Below are 22,775 nucleotides of genomic sequence, written 5' to 3'. Positions count from 1 at the left end.
GGTCCCCGGTGCAGGCCCCCGAAAGGCATCTCAGGATCGCTCCTGCGATGCCGGGCGGCAGGTGCGGGCAAATGAGCACAAAACAGGAACATTGTCAAGCCCGGAGGACTGCCGCGGACCGTCCTTCCGGTCAGATCCCGGCCATGCCGGCATCCGGCACGCCGGGCAGGTCGCCCGCCTGCTGCGGGGCCGGACCGGGGATCCGTCCCGGCTCGCGCCCGGTGCGCACATCGCGCAGGGCGGCGCGCACCGAGGCCTCCGCCTGGGCGGTGGCCCGCTTGCGGTCGGTGCCGGCCTCGAAGGCAATGGGCGCGCCCCAGCTGACATGGAGGTCGAGGGGCCCCTCGCGCAGGAAGGTGGCGAGATGGGGCGCGAGGTCCATGTCGCCGTACCACGCCACGTCGGGCCGCTCGGAGCGGGTCACCGGCAGGCCGTTGCGGCGTGGGTAGCTCAGGGCCAGGGGCTGCAGGCGGATGCGGTCGAGCTTGCCGGCCGTGCGTTCCTTCTCCGCTTCGATCGCCGCGCGCGCCGCCCCGACGAGCGAGGAGCGGAAGGGCAGGAGGCGGGTGCCGTCCCCCGTGGTGCCCTCGGCGAAGAGGACGACGAGCTCGCCCTCGGCGAGCCGCGAGCCCAGCGTCGCGTTGACCTCCGCCGTGGCGGCGCGCCGGGCCCGGTCGATGAAGATCGTCCGCTGGAGCACCGCGAACCAGCCGATCACCGGCCAGCCGGCGATCTCGGACTTCGCCACGAAGGAGAGGGGGCGCAGCGAGCCCAGCGCGATGATGTCGAGCCAGGAGACGTGGTTGGCGAGCACCAGCGCCGCCTCGCCGGGACCGGGCGGCGTGCCGCTCTGCGTCACCCGCACCGCGAACAGGCGCAGGAACAGGCGGTGGAACAGCATCGGCGCGAGGCCCGAGGACCGTCCGAGGCGCAGCGCCAGCCAGTGCGGCCCGACGAGGACGACGAATCCCGCCGCCAGCAGCAGGAGGCGGGCGGCGATGCCGAGGCGGGTCACGAACGGCCCGTCACGCGAGGTCGGCGCGCATGGTCAGGGCGGTGGCGCGGCTGCCATCCGCCTTGAGGTAGTAGCCGGTGCGGGCGCCGACCTGGGCGAAGCCGTGGCGGGCATAGAGCTTCAGCGCGGGCGCGTTGCCCTCGTCCACCTCCAGATGGACATGGGCGGTGCCCGCCCGGGCGAGGTCGGCGAGGTGGGTGCGCAGCAGGCGGTGGCTGAGGCCGCCGCCGCGGGCGGCCGGCGCCAGGACCACGGTGAGGATCTCGGCCTCGTCGGCGGCCTTGCGCGAGAGGATGAAGCCCTGGAGCGCGCCCGCCCGCCAGAGGGCGTGGGCGTGGGTGGAGCGCTCGCAGAGCAGGCGCTCGAACTCGTGCGCGTCCCAGGGCCGCGCGAAGGCCGTGGCGTGCAGCCGCGCCAGCGTCCGGGCCTGGCCGGCATCGGTCAGCGGCGCGACGTAGGGCTCGGGCAGGAAGGCGTCCCACCAGGCGAGCCACCAGTCGAGGGGCCAGAAGCTTGAGGCGTGACGGCTCATCGGCGGGCGAGCCTCGCATGATCCTGGGGCTTCGCGTCGGCCCCGCGCAGATACATCGGCCGCGGCAGCGCCTGGGCCGGGTCGGCGACCTGCCCGAGCGAGGCGACGGAGAGGATGTCGGGCCCGCCGGTGCCGGCGACCGTGACGGCGACGCCGCGCTCCTGCAGGGCGGCGGCGAGGAGGGGCGCGCCGGAGCCGGTGAGGGTGACGGGGCCGGGCCCGAGGCGGTCGGCCGCCTCGTCCAGGGGGAGATGGGCCGGCGGCACCACGATGCCGTCGGTGGAGCTCAGCGCCAGCAGGTAGACCGCCCCGTGGCGGGCATCGATCGCGGCGGCGAGCGTGCCCTCCTCACCGGCGGCGAGAAGCGGCGCCAGCAGCGCGGAGAGGGTGGTGACGCCGACGACCGGCCGCTCCAGCGCGAGGCCGAGCGCGCGGGCCGCCGAGAGCCCGACGCGCAGGCCCGTATAGCTGCCGGGGCCGACCGTGACGGCGACGCGCTCCAGGCTCTCGAAGCCGCCCTCGACCCGGGCCATCACCCGTTCCACCAGGGGCAGCAGGGCCTCCGCGTGGCCGCGGCCGAGCACCATGCTCTCCTGCGCGACCGCGCCGGCCGCTGCGTCGTCGACGACGCAGGCCGAGCAGAGGTCGAGCGCCGTGTCGATGGCCAGGATCCGCACGCTCACTCCCGTCCGCCGGCGCGAGGGGCCGGCCCGTGTCCTTCGATGGCGAAACTACGGCAAAACGGCCGCCCCGTCAGGCGGAGCGGCCGTGATCCCGTGCTGTTGGGCCGGGGGTGTGGCCCGGCTGCGTCTGTGCGCGCGCCGAGCGATCCTCAGACCGCCTGGACTTCCCGCACCTGCGGCAGGAAGTGGCGGAACAGGTTCTGCACGCCCTGGCGCAGGGTCGCGGTGGAGGAGGGGCAGCCCGAGCAGGCGCCCTTCATCTCCAGATAGACCACGCCCTCCTTGTAGCCGCGGAAGGTGATGTCGCCACCGTCGCCCGCCACCGCCGGGCGCACCCGGGTCTCGAGCAGATCCTTGATGGTGACGACCGTGTCGTGGTCGGCCGCGTCGTAGAACTCCTCGGAGGTGTCGTCCGCGGCGTCCACGCCCTCGTTCAGGACCGGCGCGCCGGACTGGAAATGCTCCATGATGGCGCCGAGCACGGCGGGCTTCACCTGGGGCCAGCCGTCGCCGCCCTCGGCCTTGGTCACCGAGATGAAATCGTGCCCGACATAGACGCCGGAGACGCCGGCCACGTCGAACAGGCGCGCGGCGAGCGGCGAGCGCGCGGCCGATTCGGCGTCCTTCGCCTCGAAGGTACCCTCGGGCAGCACCACGCGGCCCGGCAGGAACTTGAGGGTGGCGGGGTTCGGCGTGGCTTCGGTCTGGATGAACATGGAGGGATCCTCGTCCGCTGCGCCGGTTCAAGGCCGGCCGGGAACGGCGCGTGACGCGCCATCCTCCATGTGGCCCGGGACACGGATTTTCTCAACTGCACGCCCCGGTGGATAGAGGCCGGCGCAGGCGGGGCTTGTCGGCCGAAGTGGAACCTGTGGACGCCGAGCATCGACAAAGCCGTCACGATCCTGTAATGGCGCCGCCAACTCACAACAGGATCGCCGAAATCCTGGCGTGCCGATCCCATCCGGGGATCAGGGACGCGACGGCTGGAGCATTGCCATGAACATCATCGAGCAGCTGGAGCGCGAGGAAGTCGCGCGCCTCAACAAGACCATTCCCGATTTCGAGCCCGGCGACACGGTGATCGTGAACGTCCGCGTGAAGGAAGGCGAGCGCACCCGCGTCCAGGCCTACGAGGGCGTCTGCATCGCCCGCTCGGGCGGCGGCCTCAACGAGAGCTTCACGGTCCGCAAGATCTCCTACGGCGAGGGCGTCGAGCGCGTCTTCCCCGTGCACGGCCCGCTGATCGATTCGATCAAGGTGGTCCGGCGCGGCAAGGTGCGCCGTGCCAAGCTGTACTACCTGCGCGACCGCCGCGGTAAGTCGGCCCGTATCGTCGAGCGCAACGACCGCACCAAGGCCCCGAAGGCCGCTGCGGCCCCCGCCGCCGCCGAGTAAGAGCCTCTCACAAAACTCCCGACGACCGGGAGATCTCCCTCTGGGCACGACGGCGCAGCGGGAGTTGTGTGAGGTGCTCTAAGTCCCTACGGACGGGCTCGCCGACAGGCGGTCCTCCGTGGATCGACGACCCGCTTCGGCCGAGCCGAGGCGGGTTTTTCTGTGTCGCTCCGCGCCATGGCCTCCCTGCGAATCGTCTGTACGATACATAGGATGCGGGCCAGCTTTCGGAGCGAGGAATGACGGCGCTGCTCGATCGGGCGATGGCGCGGGCGCGGCGGCTGCCCGCCGCGAAGCAGGACGAGATCGCCCGCCTCGTGCTCGCCCATGCCGGCGAGCCCGAGACGGCACCTGGCAGCGTGGACGAGCAGACGCGCCGGGCCGTGCAGGCCTTCCTGCGCCACCTCGACGGCCGCTATCCCGTGCGCGAGGCGATCCTGTTCGGCAGCCGCGCCCGCCAGACCCATACGGCGGAGAGCGACGCGGATCTCGCGCTGGTGCTCGACGGCGACCGGGGCGACCGCATGAAGGTCACCCTCGACATGGCGGATGTCGCCTTCGATGTGCTGATGGAGACGGAGGTGCTGATCCAACCCCTGCCGTTCTGGGCCGGCGAGTTCGAGCATCCGGACACGTTCAGCAATCCCGCGCTGATCGAGGCGATCCGCCGCGACGGCGTCCGGATGTGAGCGTCCGATGACGTCAGCCGCCGATTTCATGCACAGGGCCGAGCGGACACTGGCCGGCGCTCGGGTCCTGAACGCGCATGGCGATAGCGAGGGTGCGTCCAGCCGAGCCTATTACGCGATGTTCCACGCGGCGCAGGCTGCCTTGCTCACCGTCGGCGTCCATCCCGATGAGGTCATCATTAAGACCCACCGGGGCCTCATCGCGAGCTTCGGCAAGTTCCTCGTCCTGCCGGGTCATCTCGATGCGAGACTCGGCCGCTCATTCAGCCGCGCAGAGCAGCGCCGCCTGGCCGCCGATTACATGAGCGGAGCGCCGTCCGTCGCGGAAGCAGAGGACGGCCTCGCGGACGCCGAGGCATTTCTCCAAGCCATCAGAGCCGCCTTTCCGACCCTGTAGGATCTCAGGCCGCCGATGGCCCTATCCCCGCCGCAGGGCCTCCAGCACCTTGCCGCCGGGACGGCCGGTCGCGGGCATGCCGAGCTCGCGCTCCACCGCCTTGATCGCGTCGCGGGTCTTCTGGCCGACCTTGCCGTCCGGCTCGCCGACATCGTAGCCGCGGCGGATCAGGCGGGCCTGCAGGTCGCGGCGCTCGGCGCGGGAGAGCGGCGGGTCGTCGGTCGGCCACTCGGCCTGGACGCCGGGCCGGCCGCGCAGCCGGTCCGAGAGCACGGCGATGGCCAGCCCATAGGATTCGGCGGCGTTGTAGGAATAGATCGCGTCGAAGTTCTTCGTCACCAGGAAGGCCGGGCCGTCGATGCCGGCGGGCGCGATGATCCCGGCCGGGCCGTCGCCCGAGAGCGGGCGGCCATCGACCCGGGTGACGCCGAGCGAGGTCCAGTGGCCGATCGCGTGCTTGTTCTTGCGTCCCGCCGCCGCGACGTTGAAGCCGCGCGGCAGCCGCACCTCGTAGCCCCACGGCGTCCCGTTGTGCCACTTGGCCACGCGCAGGAAGTTGGCGGTGGAGCCGACCGCGTCGGCCACGGAATCGACCACGTCGCGGCGCCCGTCGCCGTCGAGATCGACCGCGAGGCGCTGGTAGGTGGTCGGCATGAACTGGGTCTGGCCGAAGGCGCCGGCCCAGGAGCCGGTCAGGCGCGAGGCCTCGATGTCGCCGCGCTCGATGATCTTGAGGGTGGCGATCAGCTCGCCGCGGAAGAAGTCGCGCCGCCGGTTGCCCGAGCAGGCGAGCGTCGCCAGCGACTGCACCAGCGGCATCTTGCCGAGGTTCTTGCCGAAATTCGACTCGACGCCCCAGACCGCCGCGATGGTGTGGCGGTCGACGCCGTAGCGCGCCTCGGCCTGGGCGAGCGCGGCGGCGTGCTGGCGCATGGCGGCGCGCCCGTCCTCGACGCGCTCGTCGTCGACGAGGGCGGCCATGTAGTCCCAGATCGGCGTCTTGAACTCGGGCTGGGCCTGCGAGAGCTCGATCACCTTGTCGTCGTAGGCGATGCCGCTGGTCGCCGCGCGGAAGGTCTGGGCCGAGACGCCCTGCGCGGCCGCCTGGGCCTGGATCCCGGCGAGGCAGCCCTGGAAGTCGGCACGCGCCGGTCCGCTCAGGATCATCCCGGCGAGGCCGAGAAGCGGGAGGATGGTGGCGCGCGGCGTCATGTCTGCGGCTCCTTGCGGGTCTGCCCGGTGCCGCACATTCAAGGCGGCATCAAGGTAAAGGAACCGTGAGCGGCGCGCCCCTCAGGCCCAGCCGCGCGCGGCGAGCTTCGCCTCGTAGGCGTCGATGGCCGGCGTGCGCTCCAGCGTCAGGCCGATCTCGTCGAGGCCGTTCAGCAGGTTGTGCTTGCGGGCGGGCTCGATGTCGAAATGCAGCGTGCCGCCGTCGGGGCCGCGGATGGTCTGGGCCTCGAGGTCGATCGAGAGCGTCGCGTTGGCGCCGCGCTCGGCATCCTCGAACAGCTTCTCCAGGTCCTCCGGCGCCACCACGATCGCCAGGATGCCGTTCTTGGCGCAGTTGTTGAAGAAGATGTCGGCGAAGCTCGTCGAGATCACGCAGCGGATGCCGAAATCGGCCAGCGCCCAGGGCGCGTGCTCGCGCGACGAGCCGCAGCCGAAATTGTCGCCCGCGACCAGGATCTTGGCGTTGCGGTAGGCCGGCTGGTTGAGCACGAAGTCGGGCTTCTCCGCGCCATCGTCGTCGTAGCGCATCTCGGCGAACAGGCCCTTGCCGAGGCCGGTGCGCTTGATCGTCTTCAGGTACTGCTTCGGGATGATGCGGTCGGTATCGATGTTGATGATCCGCATGGGCGCCGCGACGCCCTCCAGGGTGGTGAACTTGTCCATGGTCTCGCCGTCGGCCCACGTTTCTGAGGCGGCGATATAGCAGCGGCGCCTTCCGGCCGGAAGTTCGTCAGGGCAGGTCCCGCAGATGCTCCCCGCGCAGGGCGCCGTCGTGGATGGCGCTCGCCACCAGGGCGCCGGCTATCCCCGCCGCCGCGAGCGCGCGCAGGTCGTCCGGACCGCGCACGCCGCCGGCCGCGTAGATCCGGGCGGCGGGCGCGAGGCGGCGCGCCGCGGCGAGCCCGTCGAGATCCGGCCCGGCGCCCGCGCCGATGCGGGCGAGCGTCATCACGATCACGTCGTCCGGCCAGAGCGCCGGATCCGCGTGCAGGGCGGCCGGTCCGAGCCGCTCGCCGCCGCGGCTGTCGAGGGAGAGCACCGCGCGGTCGCCGAGTTCCGTGACAAGGCTCGCATCGCGCTGGCTCTCGCTGCCGATCACCGGGCGGCCGAGGCCGCTCTCGAGGAAGGCCCGCATGGCGGCCGGCTCCGCGAAGCCGGCATCGACCCAGAGCACCGTGCCGGGGCAGGCGCGGGCGATGGCTTCGAGGCTGGCGCGGTCGGGGGCGGCGCCGTCGATGATGGCGTCGAGGTCGGCGACGTAGAGGATCGGGGCGGGGAGGGCGGCGAGCAGGCCGGCGGCGACCGCGCCCGGCGCAGACCCCTTTGCCAAGGGCGTCTCGATCGGGGCATAGGAGGCGCGCTCGCCCCGGCGCGCCCGCACCACCTGGCCATGCCTGAGGTCGAGCACCGGAATCACCGCGAACGCGCCCAACCGCCCTACCATCGAGACGCTCCGTGTCCGCAGAACCGACATCAGGTCACAGAACCATCGGGTGGGATCTCGGAGGGGTCCACGTCAAGGCGGCCCTCGTCGAGGCGGGCGTGGTGCGCGACGTGGTGCAGGCGGCCTGCCCGCTCTGGCGCGGCCTGCCCGCCCTCGACACGGCGCTCGCCGGCCTGCCCGACTGGACGCGCCAGCCGGCCGAGCACGCCGTCACCATGACGGGCGAATTGACCGATTGCTTCGCCGACCGCACCGACGGCGTGGCGCAGCTCTCCGCCTGGGCGGCGCGGGCGCTGCCGGGCCGGGTGCGGATCTATGCCGGCCGCGACGGCTTCCGCGCGCCGGGCGAGGCGGCGGGGCTGGCGGCGTCGATCGCCTCCGCCAACTGGCACGCCACCGCCGCCCTCGTCGGCCGCAGCGTTCCGGACGCGCTCCTCGTCGATATCGGCTCGACCACGGCCGACCTGATCCCGATCGTCGGCGGGCGCCCGGCCGCCACCGGCTACAGCGACGCCGAGCGCCTGGAGACGGGGGAGCTCGTCTATACCGGCGCGGTGCGCACGCCGCTCCTGGCGCTTACCGACCACGCGCCCTTCCTCGGCCGCCGCACCCGGCTGATGGCCGAGACCTTCGCCCATGCGGGCGACGTCTACCGCATCACCGGCGACCTCGCCGCGCAGGCCGACCAGCAGCCGACCGGCGACCTCAAGGGCAAGTCGCGGGCGGAGAGCGAGGCCCGGCTCGCCCGCATGGTCGGGCGCGACCGCGGGGAGGGCAGCGCGCGCGACTGGCTGCTGCTCGCCCGCCACTTCGCCGAGGCGCAGATGCGCCTCCTCCACGACGCAGCGGCGACGCTGCTGTCGCGGCCGGACCTGCCGGAGGCGGCGCCCGTCGTGGTCTGCGGGGCCGGCGCCTTCCTGGCCGAGCGGCTCGCCCATCGCCTCGGGCGGCAGCCCCTGGCCTTCACCGGCGTGATCGCGGAGCAGGTCGCCGGGGACCCGGCCTGGGCCTCCACCTGCGGCCCGGCCGTGGCCGTCGGCCTCCTCGCCGCCACCGATCCCGCCATCCCGGAGGACGCATGAGCGCCGCCAAGATTCTCGCCCGGATCCTCACCACCCGGGTCGGCCCGCATATCGAGCTCGCCCTGGCGCTGCAGGGCGGGGAGGTGGTGAAGGTGCTCGCCACCCCCGATCAGGTCGACCGGCTGGTGGACGAGCTGGAGGACATCCTGAACTCGTCCGAGGATCCGGAGCCGGACGGGCCGCCCGAGGCGGCCTGAGCCTCACGGCCGCAGCGGCGGCACCGCGTCGAGGGGCGGGATCGGGCGCGGGCGGCCCTCGTCGTCGATGGCGACGAAGGTGAAGGTCGCCTCCGTCACCTTCTCGCGGACCCGCGTGCGGAACCGGCGGGCCCAGGCCTCCACCTCGATCTTCATCGAGGTGCGTCCGACATGGGCCACGCGGGTATAGACGCAGAGCACGTCGCCGACCCGAACGGGGCGGATGAAGGTCATCGCGTCGAGGGCGACCGTGACGACCCGCCCCTGCGTGCGGTCGACGCCCGCGATGCCGCCGGCCTGGTCCATCTGCGAGAGCACCCAGCCGCCGAAGATGTCGCCGTTGGCGTTGGTGTCGGCGGGCATCGCGATGGTGCGGACCGTGAGGTCGCCGCGCGGATCCTCGGACGCCGTCTCGGCCATGGGCGCTTCAGGGCATCACGCCGCAGAGCTTCAGCCCCGCGGCGAGGATCACGAGGGCGGCGCTGACGTAGCACTCGATCGGTATGGATTGCCAGATCTCGCGCGGCGGGGCCGCTTCGCGGATCGCGACTCTGTTCACGGGCATGTCCCTCCGGAGCGCCCGATCTGCCGCCGGCCGTCTCGCTGGGGGACAATCTAGCGATAAAGTGCCGGTTCCGGAAGCGCCGGCCCGGCACCGCCCTGACACTTGGTGCCCCGCCGGAACCCGAACTGCGTTCACCGAGCAGGCAGCACCCGACGGATCGGGCGCGCCGCACGCCCTCTCCCGAACGGACCTCGGGCCTGCCCGAGATCCGCATCCCAGTGCCCAAGTCGGGCAGGCCCGACTTGGGGGAGAGAGGGGACCCGTGCCTTGTCCTGCCGGCGCAGCGGGAGGCGCGTGGGAGCCGGCTCAGGCGGCCCGCACGGTGGCGAGGAAGCGGCCGACCTCGCCCTGAAGCTGCTCGGACTGGCGCGACAGCTCCGAGGCGGCGGACAGGACCTGGGCGGCGGCGACCCCGGTCTCGGCGGAGGCGCCGGCCACGCCCGCGATGTTGGCGGTGACGGCGCTCGCCCCGCTCGCGGCCTCGGACACGTTGCGGACGATCTCCTGGGTCGCCGCGCCCTGCTCCTCCACCGCCGCGGCGATGGCGTTGGCGACGCCGCTCAGCTCGCGGATGCGGTCGCTGATCCCGCTGATGGCCGAGACGACCTGGCCGGTCGAGCCCTGGATGCGGGCGATCTGCTGCCCGATCTCCTCGGTGGCCTTGGCGGTCTGGCCGGCGAGTTCCTTGACCTCTGAGGCGACCACCGCGAAGCCGCGGCCGGCCTCGCCCGCGCGCGCCGCCTCGATGGTGGCGTTGAGCGCCAGCAGGTTGGTCTGCCCGGCGATCTGCGAGATCATCGCCACCACGTCGCCGATGCGCGAGGCCGCCGTGGTCAGGTCCTGCACCAGGGCGCCGGTCTGGTCGGCCTCGGAGACGGCAGCCTGGGCAAGGCTCGCCGAGCCCGCCACCTGCCGCGCGATCTCGGCGACCGATGAGCCGAGCTCCTCCGCCGCCGCGGCCACCGTGCCGACATTGGTGGAAGCCTCCTCGGCCGCCACCGCGACGGCGCCCGAGCGGCTGCTCGCGAGCCCGGCGGCGTTCGACATGGTCTCGGCGGTGGCCTGAAGCTCGGTCGCCGAGGAGGAGACCATGCCGATGACCCCGCCCACCGCCTGCTCGAACCGGTCGGCCATCTCGCGGGTGGCGGCCCGGCGCTGCGCCTCGGCGCCCGCGCGCGCGGCCTCCGTCTCGGCCTCCAGCGCCCGGGTGCGGATCAGGTTCTCCTTGAACACCTGCACGGCGCCGGCGATGGCGCCGATCTCGTCGTGACGGTCGCGGTAGGCGACCTCGGTATCCGCGTCGCCCGCCGCGAGGCGGCCCATCAAGGCGGACATGCGGTGGAGCGGCTGCGAGACGGTGCGGTTGAGCAGGAGGATGCCGGCGAGCGCCGCCAGCACCATGGCGGCGAGGCCCGCGACCACGGCGGTGCGCGTGGCCGAGGCGGCCTTGGTCGCGGCGACGTTGCGGACCTCCAGGAGCCCGCGCTCGATGCCGTCGATCTCGGCGGCCTTGGCCCGCAGGGCGTCCTTGGCGGCCTTGCCCTGGCCCGAGACCTCGATCTGGCGGGCCTGAGCGCGCGTCTCCGGCTCGCGCATCAGCGTGATGGCGCGCTCGGCGACCTGCTCCCGCCATTGCCGGGCAAGGGTGTCGATCCGGTCCAGGCGGACGCCCTGCTGCGGGTTGTCGGCGGTGAGCGCGCGGACCCGCTCCATCGCCTGGGCATAGGCCTTGGCGCCGCCGCGATAGGGCTCGAGGAAGGCCTCGTCGGCGGCGAGCAGATAGCCGCGCAGGCCCGTCTCCTGGTTGACCATCGCGGTGGTCAGCCCCTGGACCTGCTCCAGCACGAGACGGGTGTGATCGTTCCACGCGGCGGCTTCGCGCATGGACGAGAGATTGCGCCAGGTCACCAGCGCCGAACCAACGGCCGCGACGATCAACGCGGCAAAGACGATCGCGAGCTTCGCGACGAGGCGAAGGCGAGCAAACGATGTCATGGGAGGGACAACCTTCGGAGGACAGACAACCTTCGGTGGGGATGCGGCACGCTCAAGTCGACCGGACGCGCGTTTCGCTCCAAAGTTGTGCCCGCAATGGGTAATCAAAACCCTAATGCTCGCGCTCTTCTGCAATATTTCGTTTACAACTGAAAGTTTTCAGTCGTTCGAATACAACTTCTCATGCTGAACTCCGGCGCCGCCGCGGGAATATTGCGCCGGAGAGGCAGGCGCGGGCAGCGCGCACGACGACACCCCCGGGGGCGCGGGCCCCCGGAGGTTGCGGACGGGACGTCGGGACGGGTCGGCCGCTCAGGTTCCGGAAACGGTGCGCGCGAAGGCGTGGACCAGGGGGATGTCGAGCTTGGTCGTCATGCCGAGCAGGATGTCGATGGCCTGGGCGCTCGGCATCGGCGCCCGGTAGGGCCGGCTCTCCACCAGCGCCGCGTAGATGTCGCAGATCGTGGCGAGCCGCACGGGATCGGAGATCTGCGAGCCCGCGAGTCCGTCGGGATAGCCGGAGCCGTCGAGGGCCTCGTGGTGGTGGCGCACCACCGAGAGCGTGGTCTCGTCGAAGCCCCCGGCCTTGACCAGGATCTGGTGCCCCACCGCCGCATGGGTGCGCATCACCTCCGTCTCCTCCGGGGTCAGGCGGCCCGGCTTGTTCAGGACGGCGAGGGGGATGCGGGCCTTGCCGACATCGTGCACCAGGGCGGCGCGCACGAGCTGCTGCCGGTCGCGCTCGGAGAAGCCGAGATCGATCGCGAAGGTCGCGGCGAGGCCGGTGACGAGCAGGCAATGCTGGTAGGTGGCATCGTCGTAGCTGCGCACCGTGGCGAGCCAGCGCTCCAGCCCGCCCACCTCGACGGCGGTGAGCACGGGGGCGAGCCCCTCGTCCACGGTGGCCGCATCGACCGGGCCGCCGGTGCGGGCGATGTCGAGCAGGCCGGTGATCACATTGCCGGCCTGGTTGGCGCCGCGCGCTACCACGGCCTCGACGGTGGCAGTGGGCCTCAGATGGGCGAGCACCGCCTGCGCCACCGTGCGCGCCGGGGTGCTGCCGGGCAGGCAGAGGCCGGCTCCGAGTCCGCGGGCCTCGGCCATGCTGCGCTCGCCCATGGTGCGCATCAGGCAGACGAGCGGCGTGCCCGCCCCGCCGAGGGTCGCCATGAGGCTGCGCAGGCTGCGCGCGGCGAGCGGCTGCAGCAGGTCCACGTCGGCCACGAGGCCGAGCGGCGCCTCGCCGAGCTCCGCGGCGCGGCTCTGCGGGGTCAGCACGCGGCAGGGAGCGATCTGCTCCAGAAGCTGCGACAGCCCGATGCTGCGGTCTGGACGGTCGGTGAGAAGGACGAGCATGCCCGTATCAGACGCCCTGGACGCCGGTGCGGCCCATCGCCCTCCGAAGCGGGCCTCAAAACCCGGACCGAGGCGCTGCGCCCGACCCGAAACTTGATTCGCCGCTCCGGCCGCGCGGACCAGATCGATCGAAGCATGGGGCAGCAACCTTTCGGGTCAGTTATTGAGCGCGGCGAAATATCCGTGGGCCGGAATCCTTCCGTTCGAGCCGGACATAGGAACGGGCATTGTGGAGACAGGAGCGATCCCGCCTACACGCGATTGCGCTCGATGGATCGGCTCAGGGTCGCGACGCGGCGATCTGGGCCGGCCCGGCACCCGGGGCGAGGGGGGCGGCGATGGCCGCAGGCGCCACCGAGGTGGACCCGTCGCGCAGGAAGGGCAGGGTGAAGGCGGCGAGCACGCCGACGCCCAGCAAGGCACCGGTGATCATGCCGCGGGCGATCCCGGGCGCGGACCGCCGCAGCCGGCCTTGTCGCAGGGGACTCTGGCGCAAGGGCCCCTGACGCAGGGGGCCGGGAGCGAGGCGGCGGTGCGGGCGGAGCCATCCGCCGCGCGCGGTCGGGCGTTCGGAACGCGCGAGGTCTTCGTTCATCACGGCCGGAATCGCGGACCAGATCGGGACGGCAAGACCAGAATCCCGCGAGACGGCGGAATCAAGGCCGATCTGGGTCGGACGGCGAACAAAAGCCGCTTCCATCGCGGATCCCCTCTCCCCGCTTGCGGGGAGAGGGCTTCATGCCCCCTCGTTGGGGCATGAAGCGAGGCGGCAGCCGAGGGTGAGGAGGCGATTCCGATGGAGTCTCTTCCGGACTCACCCCCTCACCGCCGCTTCGGCTTCGCCTCCGCTTCCCGCAGGCACGACAAGGTGCCTGCGGGCCTCTCCCCGCCCGGCGGGGAGAGGGGAACGCCAGACTCCGACACGATCAGCCGGTCGCGGTCTCAGACCCCCGCCGCCTCGGCATCGACCAGCCAGACGAGCGCGCCCTCGGTCGTGATGCGGCCTGCCGGCAGGTCCTCGCCGGCATCGAGGCGGGTCAGCGCCTCGCGCTTGCCCGCTCCCGTGACGAGGAAGAGGATCTCGCGCGACGAGGCGAGGGCGGGGACGGTGAGGGTGACCCGCGGCACGAAGGGCGCGAGACCCGCATCCGGCACGGCGACGGCGAGCGCGTCCACCGCGTCGAGAGCCGGCTTGCCGGGGAAGAGCGAGGCGGTGTGCCCGTCCTCGCCGAGCCCGAGCAGGACGAGGTCGAAGAGCGGGCGGGCCGGGTCGAGGCGGTCGGCGCCGTAGAAGGCGCGCAGGGTCCGGTCGTAGGCGGCGGCCGCCGCCTCGGGGCCTTGATCGGTCGGGATGAAGTACAGGTGGCTCGGCGGGATCGGCAGGCCGTGGCCGAAGGCCTCGCGCACCATGCGGACGTTGCTGCGCTCGTCGTCCCAGGGCACGGCGCGGTCGTCGCCGAAGAACCAGTGGATCCGCTCCCACGGCACGCGCGGCGCGTAGTCCGGCCCGGCGAGCAGCCGGTAGAGGCGCTTCGGCGTTGAGCCGCCGGAGAGGCAGACCGCGACGCGGCCGGATCCGGCGCAGGCGGCGAGGAGCCGCTCGGCCGCCGCGCGGGCGACCGCCTCGGCATCGGGCAGGACCTGCGCGCCCTCGGGCAGGGGTGTCGGCATGGGCGGCCTCACATCTTCGGCTGTTTCGGCTCCAGATGCCCGCCGAAGCCCCGGCGCATGGCCGAGAGCAGCTTGTCGGCGTAGCTCTCGTGCTCGCGCGAGCGGAAGCGGCGGTAGAGGGCGCTCGAGAGGACGGTGGCCGGCACGGCCTCCTCGACGGCCGCGTTGATGGTCCAGCGGCCCTCGCCCGAATCCTCCACGAAGCCCGAATAATCCTCCAGGTGCTCGTCGCCCGCCAGCGCGCTCGCCGTCAGGTCGAGGAGCCAGGAGGAGACCACGCTGCCGCGGCGCCAGACCTCGGCGATGTCGCCGAGGTTGAGGTCGAAGCGCCGCGCCTCCGGCAGGCTCTCGGCACCGGCATGGCGCAGGATGTCGAAGCCCTCGGCATAGGCCTGCATCAGGCCGTACTCGATGCCATTGTGGATCATCTTCACGAAATGCCCGGCGCCGCAGGGACCGGCATGGATGTAGCCGAGCTCCGCCCGCGGATCGCGGCCCTCGCGGCCGGGGGTGCGCGGGATCTCGCCCATGCCAGGGGCGAGCGTCCGGAAGATCGGGTCGAGCCGGTCGACCGCCTCCGTGTCGCCGCCGATCATCATGCAATAGCCGCGCTCCAGCCCCCAGACGCCGCCGGAGGTGCCGACATCCACGTAGTGGATGCCCTTGGGCCGCAGCTCGACGGCCCGGCGCACGTCGTCGCCGTAGAAGGAGTTGCCGCCGTCGATGATGGTGTCGTCGGCCTGCATCAGGCCGGAGAGCGCCTGCACCGTCTCCTCGGTGATCGCGCCCGCGGGCAGCATCACCCAGGCGGCGCGCGGCGCCGCGAGCTTGGCGACGAGATCCTCCAGGCTGTCGGCGCCGGTGGCGCCCGCCTCCACGAGCGCGGCCACCGCCTTCGGGTCGCGGTCGTAGACCACCGCCGTGTGCCCGTCCTTCAGCAGGCGGCGGACGATGTTGCCGCCCATCCGGCCGAGACCGATCATGCCGAGTTGCATCGCTGCCCTTCCTTCGCGTTGGAGCGCTCTCCGCCGCCCGGTCCGCGATCGGATCGAGCGCCTCGAATCGACACGGGCCTCTCCTCTCCCTTGCGGGGAGGGGAGAGATGACGCTCAGCCGATCGCCGCCTTCAGCGCGGCGGCCACGCGCTTCAGCCCGGCATCGAGATCGCCCTTGATGTGGACCCGCAGCGCCCGGCGCCCGCGCTCGGCCAGCACCGCGAAGTCGCCCCGCGCCTGCGCCGCGACCACGGTGGCGAAGCCGAGCTTGCGGCCGGGGATGGCGAGGTCGGCGCTGGGCTCGGCCGTGATCTGGACGAACACGCCCGTGTCCGGGCCGCCCTTGTAGGCCTGGCCGGTGGAGTGGAGGAAGCGCGGCCCGAATTCGAGGCAGGTCGCCACCTGGCGGGCATCGCGCACCGCGAGGCGGGCCTCCTGCAGCACGGTGTGGCTCGCCGCATCGCGCGGCACGTAGGCGAGGAGCGCGAGGTAGTCGCCCGCCTTCAGCCGGCCGAGATGGGCCTTGAGCGCCGCCTCCAGCCCCTCGGCGGCCTGGGGCAGGGCCTCTGCATTGGCCGGGTCGGCATAGAGCGCGACGCTGTCGTCGGCGAAGACCGGCGTCTCGGCGGGCAGGGACCCGCTCGCCTCGGCCGCCGCGAACAGCTTCTTCGTCTCGACCTTGCTGGCCTCGACGTCCGGCTGGTCGAACGGGTTGATGCCGATCACCGCGCCCGCGACCGCTGTCGCCATCTCGAAGCGGAAGAATTCCTGCGGCAACTGCTCGACCGTCTCCAGGCCGATGCGTACCACCGGATGGCCCTCACGCTCCAGGCTGCGCAGGGCCTCGTCCTGCGCCTCCACCGCGTGGCGGTCGAGGCGGAGATAGACGAAGACGCGGTCATGGCCGTAGGCCGCCGGCACGTCCACCGGCTCGCCGTCGATCGGGATCAGGCCCTTGCCCTGCTTGCCCGTCGATTCGGCGATGAGCTGCTCGGCCCAGGCCCCGAAGCTCGCGATGTCGGGCGAGGCCACCAGGGTGACCTTGTCGCGGCCCTGGAGGGCGGCGGCGCCGAGCAGCGCGCCGAGGCGCACGCCGGGATTCTCCGAGGGCGGCACCGCCGGCCCGCAGGAGCGGACCATGGTGCGGGCGCAATCGAGGAATTCGCGCACGTCGATGCCGATCGCCGCCGCCGGCACCAGCCCGAAGGCCGAGAGCACCGAGTAGCGCCCGCCGATCTGCGGCACCCCGTGGAAGATCTTCGCGAAGCGATCGTCCTTGGCCGCCTGCTCCATGGCCGAGCCCGGATCGGTGACGGCGACGAAGTGGGAGCCGGCCTCGTCCCCGACCACCTCCTTCATCCGACCGAGGAAGTAGTCGCGGAAGACGTTGGGCTCCAGCGTCGAGCCCGACTTCGAGGCGACGATGAACAGGGTGTTCGGAAGGTCGATCGCCGCCTCGACGGCGCGGACCTCGTCCGGATGGGTCGAATCGAGGATGCGCAAGCGCGGGAAGCCCTCGCGGCTGCCGAAGGTGAGGCTCAGCACCTCCGGCCCGAGGCTGGAGCCGCCCATGCCGAGCACCACCGCGTCGCGGAAGCCGCGCGAGCGCACCCAATCCGCGAAGGCCGCGTAGTCGTCGGCCTTCTTCAGCTCGTCCTCGACGATGCGCAGCCAGCCGAGCCACTTGTCCTCGTCGGCATCCGACCAGACCGTCCTGTCGTGCGCCCAGAGCCGGCGGATCGCGCCGCTGGCGCGCCAGGACTCGACCACCTCGGCGGTGGCCTTCTCCAGATCCTCGGCGGTGGCGAAGCTCTGGCTGTTCAGCCGGTGGCCGAGCAGGGCCGCGCGCTTGCCGGCGACCGCGCCGAGGACCTTGTCGGCGGCGTCGATGAAGAGCTGCACGCCCTCCTCGACGAGCTGGCGGGCGACCGCCTCGATGTCGATGCCGGCCTTGGCGAGCGCCTTCATCACCGCGCGGGCCCCGTCGAGATCCTCCTCGATGGTGGGGCGGACCTGCCCGTGGTCGCGGAAGGCGTCCATGGTGGCCGGCGGCATGGTGTTGACGGTGTTCGGCCCGATCAGCTCCTCGACGTAGAGCACGTCGGAATAGGCCTTGTTCTTGGTGCCGGTGGAGGCCCAGAGCAGGCGCTGCGCCTTGGCGCCCTTCTCCCGGAGCGCCTGCCAGGCCGGCTCGGAGAAGATCGTCTGGTAGCTCTGGTAGGCGAGCTTGGCGTTGGCGATCGCCACCTTGCCCTTGAGCGATTCGAGCGCCGCCTTGGCGACCGGATCGTTCAGCGTCGCGGCCTTCTCGTCGATCAGCTTGTCGACGAGGCTGTCGATGCGGCTGATGAAGAAGCTCGCCACGCTCGCGATCCGCGAGACGTCGTGGCCGGCCTTGGCGCGGTCCTCCAGACCCTCGATGAAGGCGCGGGCGACCTTCTCGTACTCGCTCTGCGAGAAGAGCAGGGTGACGTTGATCGAGATGCCCTCGGCGGTGAGCTGGCGGATCGCCGGGATGCCCTCCGGGGTGGCGGGCACCTTCACCATCAGGTTGTCGCGCTTGACCATCCCGTGCAGGCGGCGCGCCTCGGTGAGCGTCGCCTCGGTGTCGAGGGCGAGGTAGGGCGAGACTTCGAGGCTCACATAGCCGTCGGCGCCGTCGCTCGCCTCGTAGACGGGACGGAGCACGTCGGCCGCGTTCTGGATGTCCTCGACGGCGAGCCCCTCGTAGAGGTCGATGACCCGGGCATCGCCCGAATCCATCACGCTCTTCAGGCTGGCGTCGTACTCGTCCGAATGGCCGATCGCCTTCTCGAAGATCGCCGGGTTCGAGGTGACGCCGCGCAGGCCGTCACCCTCTACCAGGGCCTTCAGTTCGCCCTTCGCGATGAAGCCGCGCGCCACGAAATCGAGCCAGACCGCTTGATCCTGTTCGTCGTGCAGGGCCTTGAGCGCGTTCATGTCGATCCCTCGGGAATGCTTTGGGGGGCGGCCCGCGTCGCGGCGGGCCGCCCCGGAGGTGTTCAGGGACGATGTAGGGGCGCCGGGCGCCCGCTCCCATGGGGGACCGGCCGATCCCGGCGCGTTCGGCCTACTTCTTGTGCTTGGCGATCTGGTCGCGGGCGGCCTGGAGCACCTTGTCGGGGGTGAAGCCGAACTTCGTCTGCAAGTCCTTGATCGGCGCCGAGGCGCCGAAGGTGTGCATGCCGACGATGGCGCCCGACGAGCCCGCGTAGCGGTCCCAGCCGATGACCGAGCCCTGCTCCACGGCGACGCGCGCCAGCACCTCGGGCGGGAGCACGCTGTTGCGGTAGCTCTCGTCCTGGCGCTCGAACAGGTCCCAGGAGGGCATCGAGACGACGCGGGCTTTCACGCCCTCGCCCTTCAGGGTCTCGTAGGCGCCGATGCAGAGCTGCACCTCGGAGCCGGTGCCGATCAGGATCACCTCCGGCGTGCCCTCGCAATCGGCGAGCACGTAGGCGCCCTTCGCGGTGCCCGCGGCCGAGCCGTATGTCGCGCGGTCGAGGGTCGGCAGCGGCTGGCGCGAGAGCGCGAGCACCGCCGGCTGGTTCCGCAGCGAGAAGATCACGCGGTAGGCTTCCGCCACCTCGTTGGCGTCGGCCGGACGGATCGTCACGAGGCCCGGGATCGCGCGCAGCGACAGGATCTGCTCGACGGGCTGGTGAGTCGGCCCGTCCTCGCCCACGCCGATCGAGTCGTGGGTGAAGATGTGGAAGATCGGCAGCTCCATCAGCGAGGCGAGCCGAATCGGCGGGCGCATGTAGTCGGCGAAGACCAGGAAGGTCGCGCCATAGGCCCGCAGGCCGACGAGGCCGAGGCCGTTCACGATGGAGCCCATCGCGTGCTCGCGCACGCCGAAATGGATGTTGCGCCCGCCCGGCTCGAAGGGCGTCAGCGAGCCCGCGCCCTCGAAGGTGAGGTTCGACTTGTTGGAGGGCGCGAGATCGGCCGAGCCGCCGAGCATGAACGGCACGTGCTGGGCGATGGCGTTGAGCACCTTGCCCGAGGATTCGCGGGTGGCGAGGCCCTTGGCGTCGGCCTCGAAGACCGGGATGTCCTTGTCCCAGCCCTCCGGCAGGCGCCCTTCGAGGAAGGCGTCGATGTCCTCGGCGTGCTGGGCGTCGGCCTCCTTGGCCGCCGTCAGGAAGCCCTGCCACTGGTCGTGCAGCGCCGCGCCGCGCTTGCCGATGCCGTCGCGGAAGACCTCCTTCACCCCGTCCGGCACCAGGAACTGCGCGTCCTCGGGCCAGCCATAGGCGCGCTTGGCGCCCTTCACCTCGTCCTCGCCGAGCGCGTCCGAATGGGCCTTGGCGGTGCCCTGCTTCTTCGGCGCGCCGTAGCCGATCACCGAGTTGACGATGATCAGGGTCGGCCGGTCGCTCGATTGCAGGAAGGTCTCGATCGCGCCCGAGATCGCGTGCACGTCGTTGGCGTCGGCGACGCGCAGGACCTGCCAGCCATAGGCCAGGAAGCGGGTGGCGACCTCCTCGCCGAAGGCGAGCTCCGTATGGCCCTCGATGGTGATGGTGTTGTTGTCGTAGATCCAGCACAGGTTCGCGAGGCGCAGGTGCCCGGCGATCGAGGCGGCCTCGGAGGCGACGCCCTCCATCAGGTCGCCGTCCGAGCAGATCGCGTAGACGTTGTAGTCGAAGAGCGGCAGGTCCTCGCGGTTCAGGCGCTCGCCGAGGAAGCGCCCGCCCATCGCCATGCCCACCGAGTTCGCCACGCCCTGGCCGAGGGGGCCGGTGGTGGTCTCGACGCCGGTGGTGAAGTGGTATTCGGGATGGCCCGGCGTGCGGCTGTCGAGCTGCCGGAACTTCTTGATGTCGTCGAGCGTGACGGCGGGCGCGTTGCCGCCGTCCTTCTCCGCCACCTCGGCGAGGTGGAGGAGGGCGTAGAGCAGCATCGAGGCGTGGCCGGCCGAGAGCACGAAGCGGTCGCGATTCGGCCAGTGCGGATGCGCCGGGTCGTAGCGCAGGTAGCGGTTCCACAGGGTGTAGGCGACGGGCGCGAGCGCCATCGGTGCGCCGGCATGGCCGGAATTGGCCTTCTGCACCGCGTCGATGGCGAGCGTGCGGATCGTGTCGACCGCCAGCTTCTCCGTCTCGCCGAAGGCCGCCTTGGCGACCGTGTCTGCTCCGCTCATCGTGATCTCGTCTCTCTGTTCAGAAGGCTCAGAGTGCCGCCGCGGCGGCGATGCGCGCCGTCGCCGCGGGGTCCCGGGCCGGTCCTGGGTCGTCGCCCCCGCCACGTTCCTTCGCGGGGCCTTCCGTGCGGCTGTAATTGAGGATGGTGTTGACGAGCGCAACGTGGGTGAACGCTTGCGGGAAGTTGCCCACCATGCGTTTGGCGGAGACGTCGTACTCCTCGGAGATCAATCCGACGTCGTTGCAGATGCCGACCAGGCGCTCGATCAGGGCCCGCGCCTCCGCGCGCCGCCCCAGGCCGATCAGGTTGTCCGCGTACCAGAAGCTGCAGGGCAGGAAGGCGCCCTCGCCGCCGGGCAGGCCGTCGGTGGTCTGGTCGTGGGTCTCGTAGCGCAGGATGAAGCCGTCACGCATCAGCCGGCGGCCGATCGCCTCGACGGTGCCGACCACGCGCGGGTCGTCCTGCGGCAGGAAGCCCATATGGGCGGTGAGCAGCAGGCTCGCATCGAGGTCCTTCGAGCCGTAGAACTGCACGAAGCTGTTCTGCTCCGGGTCGAAGCCCTTGGTGCAGACCTCGGCATGGATCTCGTCGCGGGTGGCGCGCCAGGCGGCGAGCGGCGGCTCCGGCAGGGAGCGCCCCCCGTGGGTCCGGGTCGGCACCCCCGATTCGAGGATCGCCTCCCAGCTGCGGATGGCGCGGTCATAGGCGACCCAGGCCATGATCTTCGAGTGCACGAAGTGCTTGCGGCCGCCGCGCACCTCCCAGATGCCCTCGTCCGGCTCGCGCCAGGCGCGGTCGAGATGGTTCATCAGGGCGCGGCCCACGCGGAACCCCTCGCGGTCCTCCGGCATGCCGCGCTGGCGCGCCTGGTAGAGGGCGTCGAAGACCTCGCCGTAGACGTCGAGCTGGAACTGGCTCACCGCCGCGTTGCCGACGCGCACCGGCCGCGAGCCCTCGTAGCCCGGCAGCCAGTCGAGCTCGATCTCGGGCAGCAGGCGCTCACCCGCGATGCCGTAGAGGATGTGCGCCTGCTCCGGATTGCCGGCCACCGCCCGGGTCAGCCAGTCGCGCCAGGCGCGGGCCTCGTCGATATAGCCGGAATCCATCAGCGCCAGCAGCGTGAAGGTCGAATCGCGCAGCCAGCAGAACCGGTAGTCCCAGTTGCGCACGCCGCCGAGCTGCTCGGGCAGGGAGGTGGTGGGCGCGGCCACGATCCCCCCGGTCGGCCGGTAGATCAGCGCCTTGAGGGTGAGGAGCGAGCGCTTGAGGATGTCGTCCCAGGGCGTACCCTGCGCGCAATGGTCGGACCAGTCGCGCCAGGCCCGGTCGGTGGCGGCGAGCGCCCGGCGCGGCTCGATCGGGGCCGGATCGTCCTCGTGCGAGGCGCCGTAGCTGAGCACGAAGCGGACGGTCTCGCCTGCGTGCACCGTGAACTCGGAGACCGTGGTCTGGGCCTTCGAGCCGTGGAGCGGCACGTTGGTGCGCAGCACCACCTTGTGGGGGCCCGAGATCATGCGCAAATCCTCGAGCTCGCTGCGCGAGACCCAGGGCACGGCCGAGCCGTAATCGAAGCGGACCGCGATCTCCATCCGCATGGCGACCCGCCCGGACAGGCCCTCGACCATGCGGATCAGGTGCGAGCCGTCGCCCGCCGGCATGAAGTCGGTGACGCGGACCTCGCCCTCGCGGGTGCGGTGGCAGGTCTCCAGGATCAGGGTGCCGTCGCGGTAGGCGCGCCGCGTCTCGGCATGCTCGGCCACCGGGCTGAGCTGCCAGAAGCCGTGCTCATCGGTGCCGAGCAGGCCCGCGAACAGCGCCGAGGCGTCGAAGCGGGGGAAGCAGAGCCAGTCGACGCTTCCGGTGCGGCTGATCAGGGCCGCCGTGCGCCCGTCGCCGACGAGCGCGTAATCCTCGATGCGAGCCGCCATGCCGTGGAACCCGTGGCGGGGGGCGCGAAGGGCGCCCTCCGATGCGGTGCACCTAGGACGGCAGGCCGCCGGGGTCCAGGGCCGCGACGCTCGGGAGGGGACGCCGGGCGAGGCGGCTCAGCGCATCGCCTCGACCAGCACCGAGACCGAGCCGCGGACGGTGCCGCCGACCGTGCCGGTCACCGAGGCGGCGCGGTCGCGCACGAAGCGGGCTGCCTCGCCCACCGCGCTCACGGCCGGGGCGGCGTAGGGCAGGGCGAGGTCGGGCAGCAGGCCCTCATCAGCCTGCTCGGCGACCTCCTCCGTGCGCTCGACCCGCGCCGCGGCCATCGGATCCGGCGCCGGCTTGGCGACGAGGCCCTCGGGCCGCCGCGGCGGCGCCTCGGCGGCGCGCATGAGCTGGCGGCGGCTCGCGGCGGCGGCGAG

The 22,775-nt window shown here is 72.0% G+C and carries 22 protein-coding genes and 1 pseudogene; 5 read left to right on the top strand and 18 right to left on the bottom strand.

The window, feature by feature from the left end:
- Positions 1–130: 130 nt before the first annotated feature.
- From MTDSW087_RS27430 to MTDSW087_RS27415, 4 genes are all read right to left on the bottom strand, one after another.
- Positions 131–1,015 (bottom strand): lysophospholipid acyltransferase family protein, encoded by an 885-nt coding sequence (locus MTDSW087_RS27430; protein ID WP_144768593.1) that lies wholly within the window; start codon positions 1,013–1,015, stop codon positions 131–133.
- Positions 1,016–1,025: 10 nt separating this feature from the next.
- Positions 1,026–1,547 (bottom strand): GNAT family N-acetyltransferase, encoded by a 522-nt coding sequence (locus MTDSW087_RS27425; protein ID WP_144768591.1) that lies wholly within the window; start codon positions 1,545–1,547, stop codon positions 1,026–1,028.
- Complete coding sequence (gene tsaB, locus MTDSW087_RS27420; RefSeq protein ID WP_144768589.1) at positions 1,544–2,224, bottom strand: tRNA (adenosine(37)-N6)-threonylcarbamoyltransferase complex dimerization subunit type 1 TsaB; 681 nt, start codon at positions 2,222–2,224, stop codon at positions 1,544–1,546. Before tsaB ends, MTDSW087_RS27425 begins: the two co-directional genes overlap by 4 nt.
- 155 nt (positions 2,225–2,379) lie before the next feature.
- Positions 2,380–2,946 carry a NifU family protein gene (locus MTDSW087_RS27415; protein ID WP_144768587.1) on the bottom strand — a complete coding sequence of 189 codons (567 nt, stop codon included), beginning with the start codon at positions 2,944–2,946 and terminating at the stop codon, positions 2,380–2,382.
- A 283-nt stretch (positions 2,947–3,229) separates the two neighbouring features.
- On the opposite strand from MTDSW087_RS27415, the gene rplS reads away from it, so the two are divergent.
- The 3 genes from rplS to MTDSW087_RS27400 all read left to right on the top strand — a co-directional run bounded on the left by rplS (position 3,230) and on the right by MTDSW087_RS27400 (position 4,714).
- Complete coding sequence (gene rplS / locus MTDSW087_RS27410) at positions 3,230–3,628, top strand: 50S ribosomal protein L19 (RefSeq protein ID WP_144768585.1); 399 nt, start codon at positions 3,230–3,232, stop codon at positions 3,626–3,628.
- 239 nt (positions 3,629–3,867) lie between these two features.
- The gene (locus MTDSW087_RS27405) at positions 3,868–4,317 is read left to right on the top strand and encodes a nucleotidyltransferase domain-containing protein (protein WP_238179086.1); all 450 of its coding nucleotides are present in this window, start codon (positions 3,868–3,870) and stop codon (positions 4,315–4,317) included.
- Between the two features lie 7 nt (positions 4,318–4,324).
- Positions 4,325–4,714 (top strand): HEPN domain-containing protein, encoded by a 390-nt coding sequence (locus MTDSW087_RS27400; protein ID WP_238179084.1) that lies wholly within the window; start codon positions 4,325–4,327, stop codon positions 4,712–4,714.
- Between the two features lie 21 nt (positions 4,715–4,735).
- Here MTDSW087_RS27400 and MTDSW087_RS27395 read toward each other — a convergent pair whose 3' ends face one another.
- The 3 genes from MTDSW087_RS27395 to MTDSW087_RS27385 form a co-directional block, all read right to left on the bottom strand.
- Positions 4,736–5,926, bottom strand: a complete 1,191-nt coding sequence (locus tag MTDSW087_RS27395; protein WP_144768583.1) for a lytic murein transglycosylase — start codon at positions 5,924–5,926, stop codon at positions 4,736–4,738.
- Positions 5,927–6,007: 81 nt separating this feature from the next.
- Positions 6,008–6,610, bottom strand: coding sequence for a 3-isopropylmalate dehydratase small subunit (leuD, locus tag MTDSW087_RS27390; protein ID WP_144768581.1), 603 nt, complete (start codon positions 6,608–6,610; stop codon positions 6,008–6,010).
- Between the two features lie 67 nt (positions 6,611–6,677).
- Complete coding sequence (locus MTDSW087_RS27385) at positions 6,678–7,391, bottom strand: HisA/HisF-related TIM barrel protein (RefSeq protein WP_186384021.1); 714 nt, start codon at positions 7,389–7,391, stop codon at positions 6,678–6,680.
- An 11-nt stretch (positions 7,392–7,402) separates the two neighbouring features.
- Here MTDSW087_RS27385 and MTDSW087_RS27380 point away from each other — a divergent pair, with 11 nt between their 5' ends.
- On the top strand, positions 7,403–8,473 hold the full coding sequence (locus tag MTDSW087_RS27380; protein WP_144768577.1) for a hydantoinase/oxoprolinase family protein: 1,071 nt from the start codon (positions 7,403–7,405) through the stop codon (positions 8,471–8,473).
- Complete coding sequence (locus MTDSW087_RS27375; RefSeq protein ID WP_144768575.1) at positions 8,470–8,670, top strand: hypothetical protein; 201 nt, start codon at positions 8,470–8,472, stop codon at positions 8,668–8,670. The genes MTDSW087_RS27380 and MTDSW087_RS27375 overlap by 4 nt, the downstream gene beginning before the upstream one ends.
- A gap of 3 nt (positions 8,671–8,673) precedes the next feature.
- On the opposite strand, the gene MTDSW087_RS27370 is transcribed toward MTDSW087_RS27375, so the two are convergent.
- From MTDSW087_RS27370 to MTDSW087_RS30480, 11 genes and pseudogenes are all read right to left on the bottom strand, one after another.
- Positions 8,674–9,090, bottom strand: coding sequence for an acyl-CoA thioesterase (locus tag MTDSW087_RS27370; protein ID WP_144768573.1), 417 nt, complete (start codon positions 9,088–9,090; stop codon positions 8,674–8,676).
- Positions 9,091–9,097: 7 nt separating this feature from the next.
- The gene (locus tag MTDSW087_RS30490) at positions 9,098–9,235 is read right to left on the bottom strand and encodes a hypothetical protein (RefSeq protein ID WP_186384020.1); all 138 of its coding nucleotides are present in this window, start codon (positions 9,233–9,235) and stop codon (positions 9,098–9,100) included.
- A gap of 306 nt (positions 9,236–9,541) precedes the next feature.
- Positions 9,542–11,230, bottom strand: a complete 1,689-nt coding sequence (locus MTDSW087_RS27365; protein WP_144768571.1) for a methyl-accepting chemotaxis protein — start codon at positions 11,228–11,230, stop codon at positions 9,542–9,544.
- 312 nt (positions 11,231–11,542) lie between these two features.
- On the bottom strand, positions 11,543–12,586 hold the full coding sequence (locus tag MTDSW087_RS27360) for an HD-GYP domain-containing protein (protein ID WP_144768569.1): 1,044 nt from the start codon (positions 12,584–12,586) through the stop codon (positions 11,543–11,545).
- 280 nt (positions 12,587–12,866) lie between these two features.
- Positions 12,867–13,019: a hypothetical protein gene (locus MTDSW087_RS30485; RefSeq protein ID WP_186384019.1), complete on the bottom strand. Its 153-nt coding sequence runs from the start codon at positions 13,017–13,019 to the stop codon at positions 12,867–12,869.
- 509 nt (positions 13,020–13,528) lie between these two features.
- A complete protein-coding gene (gene pgl / locus MTDSW087_RS27355) occupies positions 13,529–14,257 on the bottom strand; it encodes a 6-phosphogluconolactonase (RefSeq protein WP_144768567.1) in 729 nt (242 codons plus the stop codon).
- Positions 14,258–14,265: 8 nt separating this feature from the next.
- Entirely contained in the window at positions 14,266–15,252 is a 987-nt protein-coding gene (gene gnd / locus MTDSW087_RS27350) for a phosphogluconate dehydrogenase (NAD(+)-dependent, decarboxylating) (RefSeq protein ID WP_144768565.1), read from the bottom strand.
- Positions 15,253–15,366: 114 nt separating this feature from the next.
- Positions 15,367–18,213, bottom strand: a complete 2,847-nt coding sequence (locus tag MTDSW087_RS27345) for a bifunctional transaldolase/phosoglucose isomerase (protein ID WP_144768563.1) — start codon at positions 18,211–18,213, stop codon at positions 15,367–15,369.
- 130 nt (positions 18,214–18,343) lie between these two features.
- A complete protein-coding gene (gene tkt / locus MTDSW087_RS27340; protein WP_144768561.1) occupies positions 18,344–20,419 on the bottom strand; it encodes a transketolase in 2,076 nt (691 codons plus the stop codon).
- Positions 20,420–20,447: 28 nt separating this feature from the next.
- On the bottom strand, positions 20,448–22,349 hold the full coding sequence (locus MTDSW087_RS27335) for a glycoside hydrolase family 15 protein (protein WP_144768559.1): 1,902 nt from the start codon (positions 22,347–22,349) through the stop codon (positions 20,448–20,450).
- Between the two features lie 117 nt (positions 22,350–22,466).
- Positions 22,467–22,775 (bottom strand): annotated as a pseudogene (locus MTDSW087_RS30480) (hypothetical protein); the annotation flags it as partial.

This window comes from Methylobacterium dankookense (genome assembly GCF_902141855.1).
GTDB classification, from domain to species: Bacteria; Pseudomonadota; Alphaproteobacteria; order Rhizobiales; family Beijerinckiaceae; genus Methylobacterium; species Methylobacterium dankookense.
Note: the sequence above shows the minus strand (reverse complement) of the source record. Positions and strands in the feature narration are given on the sequence as shown.

What these genes read in the sequence shown, in the direction of transcription:
- MTDSW087_RS27345 (WP_144768563.1), bottom strand. Translation starts at nt 18,213, where the DNA reads ATGAACGCGCTCAAGGCCCTGCACGACGAACAGGATCAAGCGGTCTGG.
- MTDSW087_RS27400 (WP_238179084.1), top strand. Translation starts at nt 4,325, where the DNA reads ATGACGTCAGCCGCCGATTTCATGCACAGGGCCGAGCGGACACTGGCC.
- MTDSW087_RS30485 (WP_186384019.1), bottom strand. Translation starts at nt 13,019, where the DNA reads ATGATCACCGGTGCCTTGCTGGGCGTCGGCGTGCTCGCCGCCTTCACC.
- leuD (WP_144768581.1), bottom strand. Translation starts at nt 6,610, where the DNA reads ATGGACAAGTTCACCACCCTGGAGGGCGTCGCGGCGCCCATGCGGATC.
- MTDSW087_RS27360 (WP_144768569.1), bottom strand. Translation starts at nt 12,586, where the DNA reads ATGCTCGTCCTTCTCACCGACCGTCCAGACCGCAGCATCGGGCTGTCG.
- MTDSW087_RS27415 (WP_144768587.1), bottom strand. Translation starts at nt 2,946, where the DNA reads ATGTTCATCCAGACCGAAGCCACGCCGAACCCCGCCACCCTCAAGTTC.
- MTDSW087_RS27365 (WP_144768571.1), bottom strand. Translation starts at nt 11,230, where the DNA reads ATGACATCGTTTGCTCGCCTTCGCCTCGTCGCGAAGCTCGCGATCGTC.
- MTDSW087_RS30490 (WP_186384020.1), bottom strand. Translation starts at nt 9,235, where the DNA reads ATGCCCGTGAACAGAGTCGCGATCCGCGAAGCGGCCCCGCCGCGCGAG.
- gnd (WP_144768565.1), bottom strand. Translation starts at nt 15,252, where the DNA reads ATGCAACTCGGCATGATCGGTCTCGGCCGGATGGGCGGCAACATCGTC.
- MTDSW087_RS27375 (WP_144768575.1), top strand. Translation starts at nt 8,470, where the DNA reads ATGAGCGCCGCCAAGATTCTCGCCCGGATCCTCACCACCCGGGTCGGC.
- tkt (WP_144768561.1), bottom strand. Translation starts at nt 20,419, where the DNA reads ATGAGCGGAGCAGACACGGTCGCCAAGGCGGCCTTCGGCGAGACGGAG.
- MTDSW087_RS27425 (WP_144768591.1), bottom strand. Translation starts at nt 1,547, where the DNA reads ATGAGCCGTCACGCCTCAAGCTTCTGGCCCCTCGACTGGTGGCTCGCC.
- MTDSW087_RS27385 (WP_186384021.1), bottom strand. Translation starts at nt 7,391, where the DNA reads ATGGTAGGGCGGTTGGGCGCGTTCGCGGTGATTCCGGTGCTCGACCTC.
- MTDSW087_RS27370 (WP_144768573.1), bottom strand. Translation starts at nt 9,090, where the DNA reads ATGGCCGAGACGGCGTCCGAGGATCCGCGCGGCGACCTCACGGTCCGC.
- MTDSW087_RS27335 (WP_144768559.1), bottom strand. Translation starts at nt 22,349, where the DNA reads ATGGCGGCTCGCATCGAGGATTACGCGCTCGTCGGCGACGGGCGCACG.
- rplS (WP_144768585.1), top strand. Translation starts at nt 3,230, where the DNA reads ATGAACATCATCGAGCAGCTGGAGCGCGAGGAAGTCGCGCGCCTCAAC.
- MTDSW087_RS27405 (WP_238179086.1), top strand. Translation starts at nt 3,868, where the DNA reads ATGACGGCGCTGCTCGATCGGGCGATGGCGCGGGCGCGGCGGCTGCCC.
- pgl (WP_144768567.1), bottom strand. Translation starts at nt 14,257, where the DNA reads ATGCCGACACCCCTGCCCGAGGGCGCGCAGGTCCTGCCCGATGCCGAG.
- MTDSW087_RS27395 (WP_144768583.1), bottom strand. Translation starts at nt 5,926, where the DNA reads ATGACGCCGCGCGCCACCATCCTCCCGCTTCTCGGCCTCGCCGGGATG.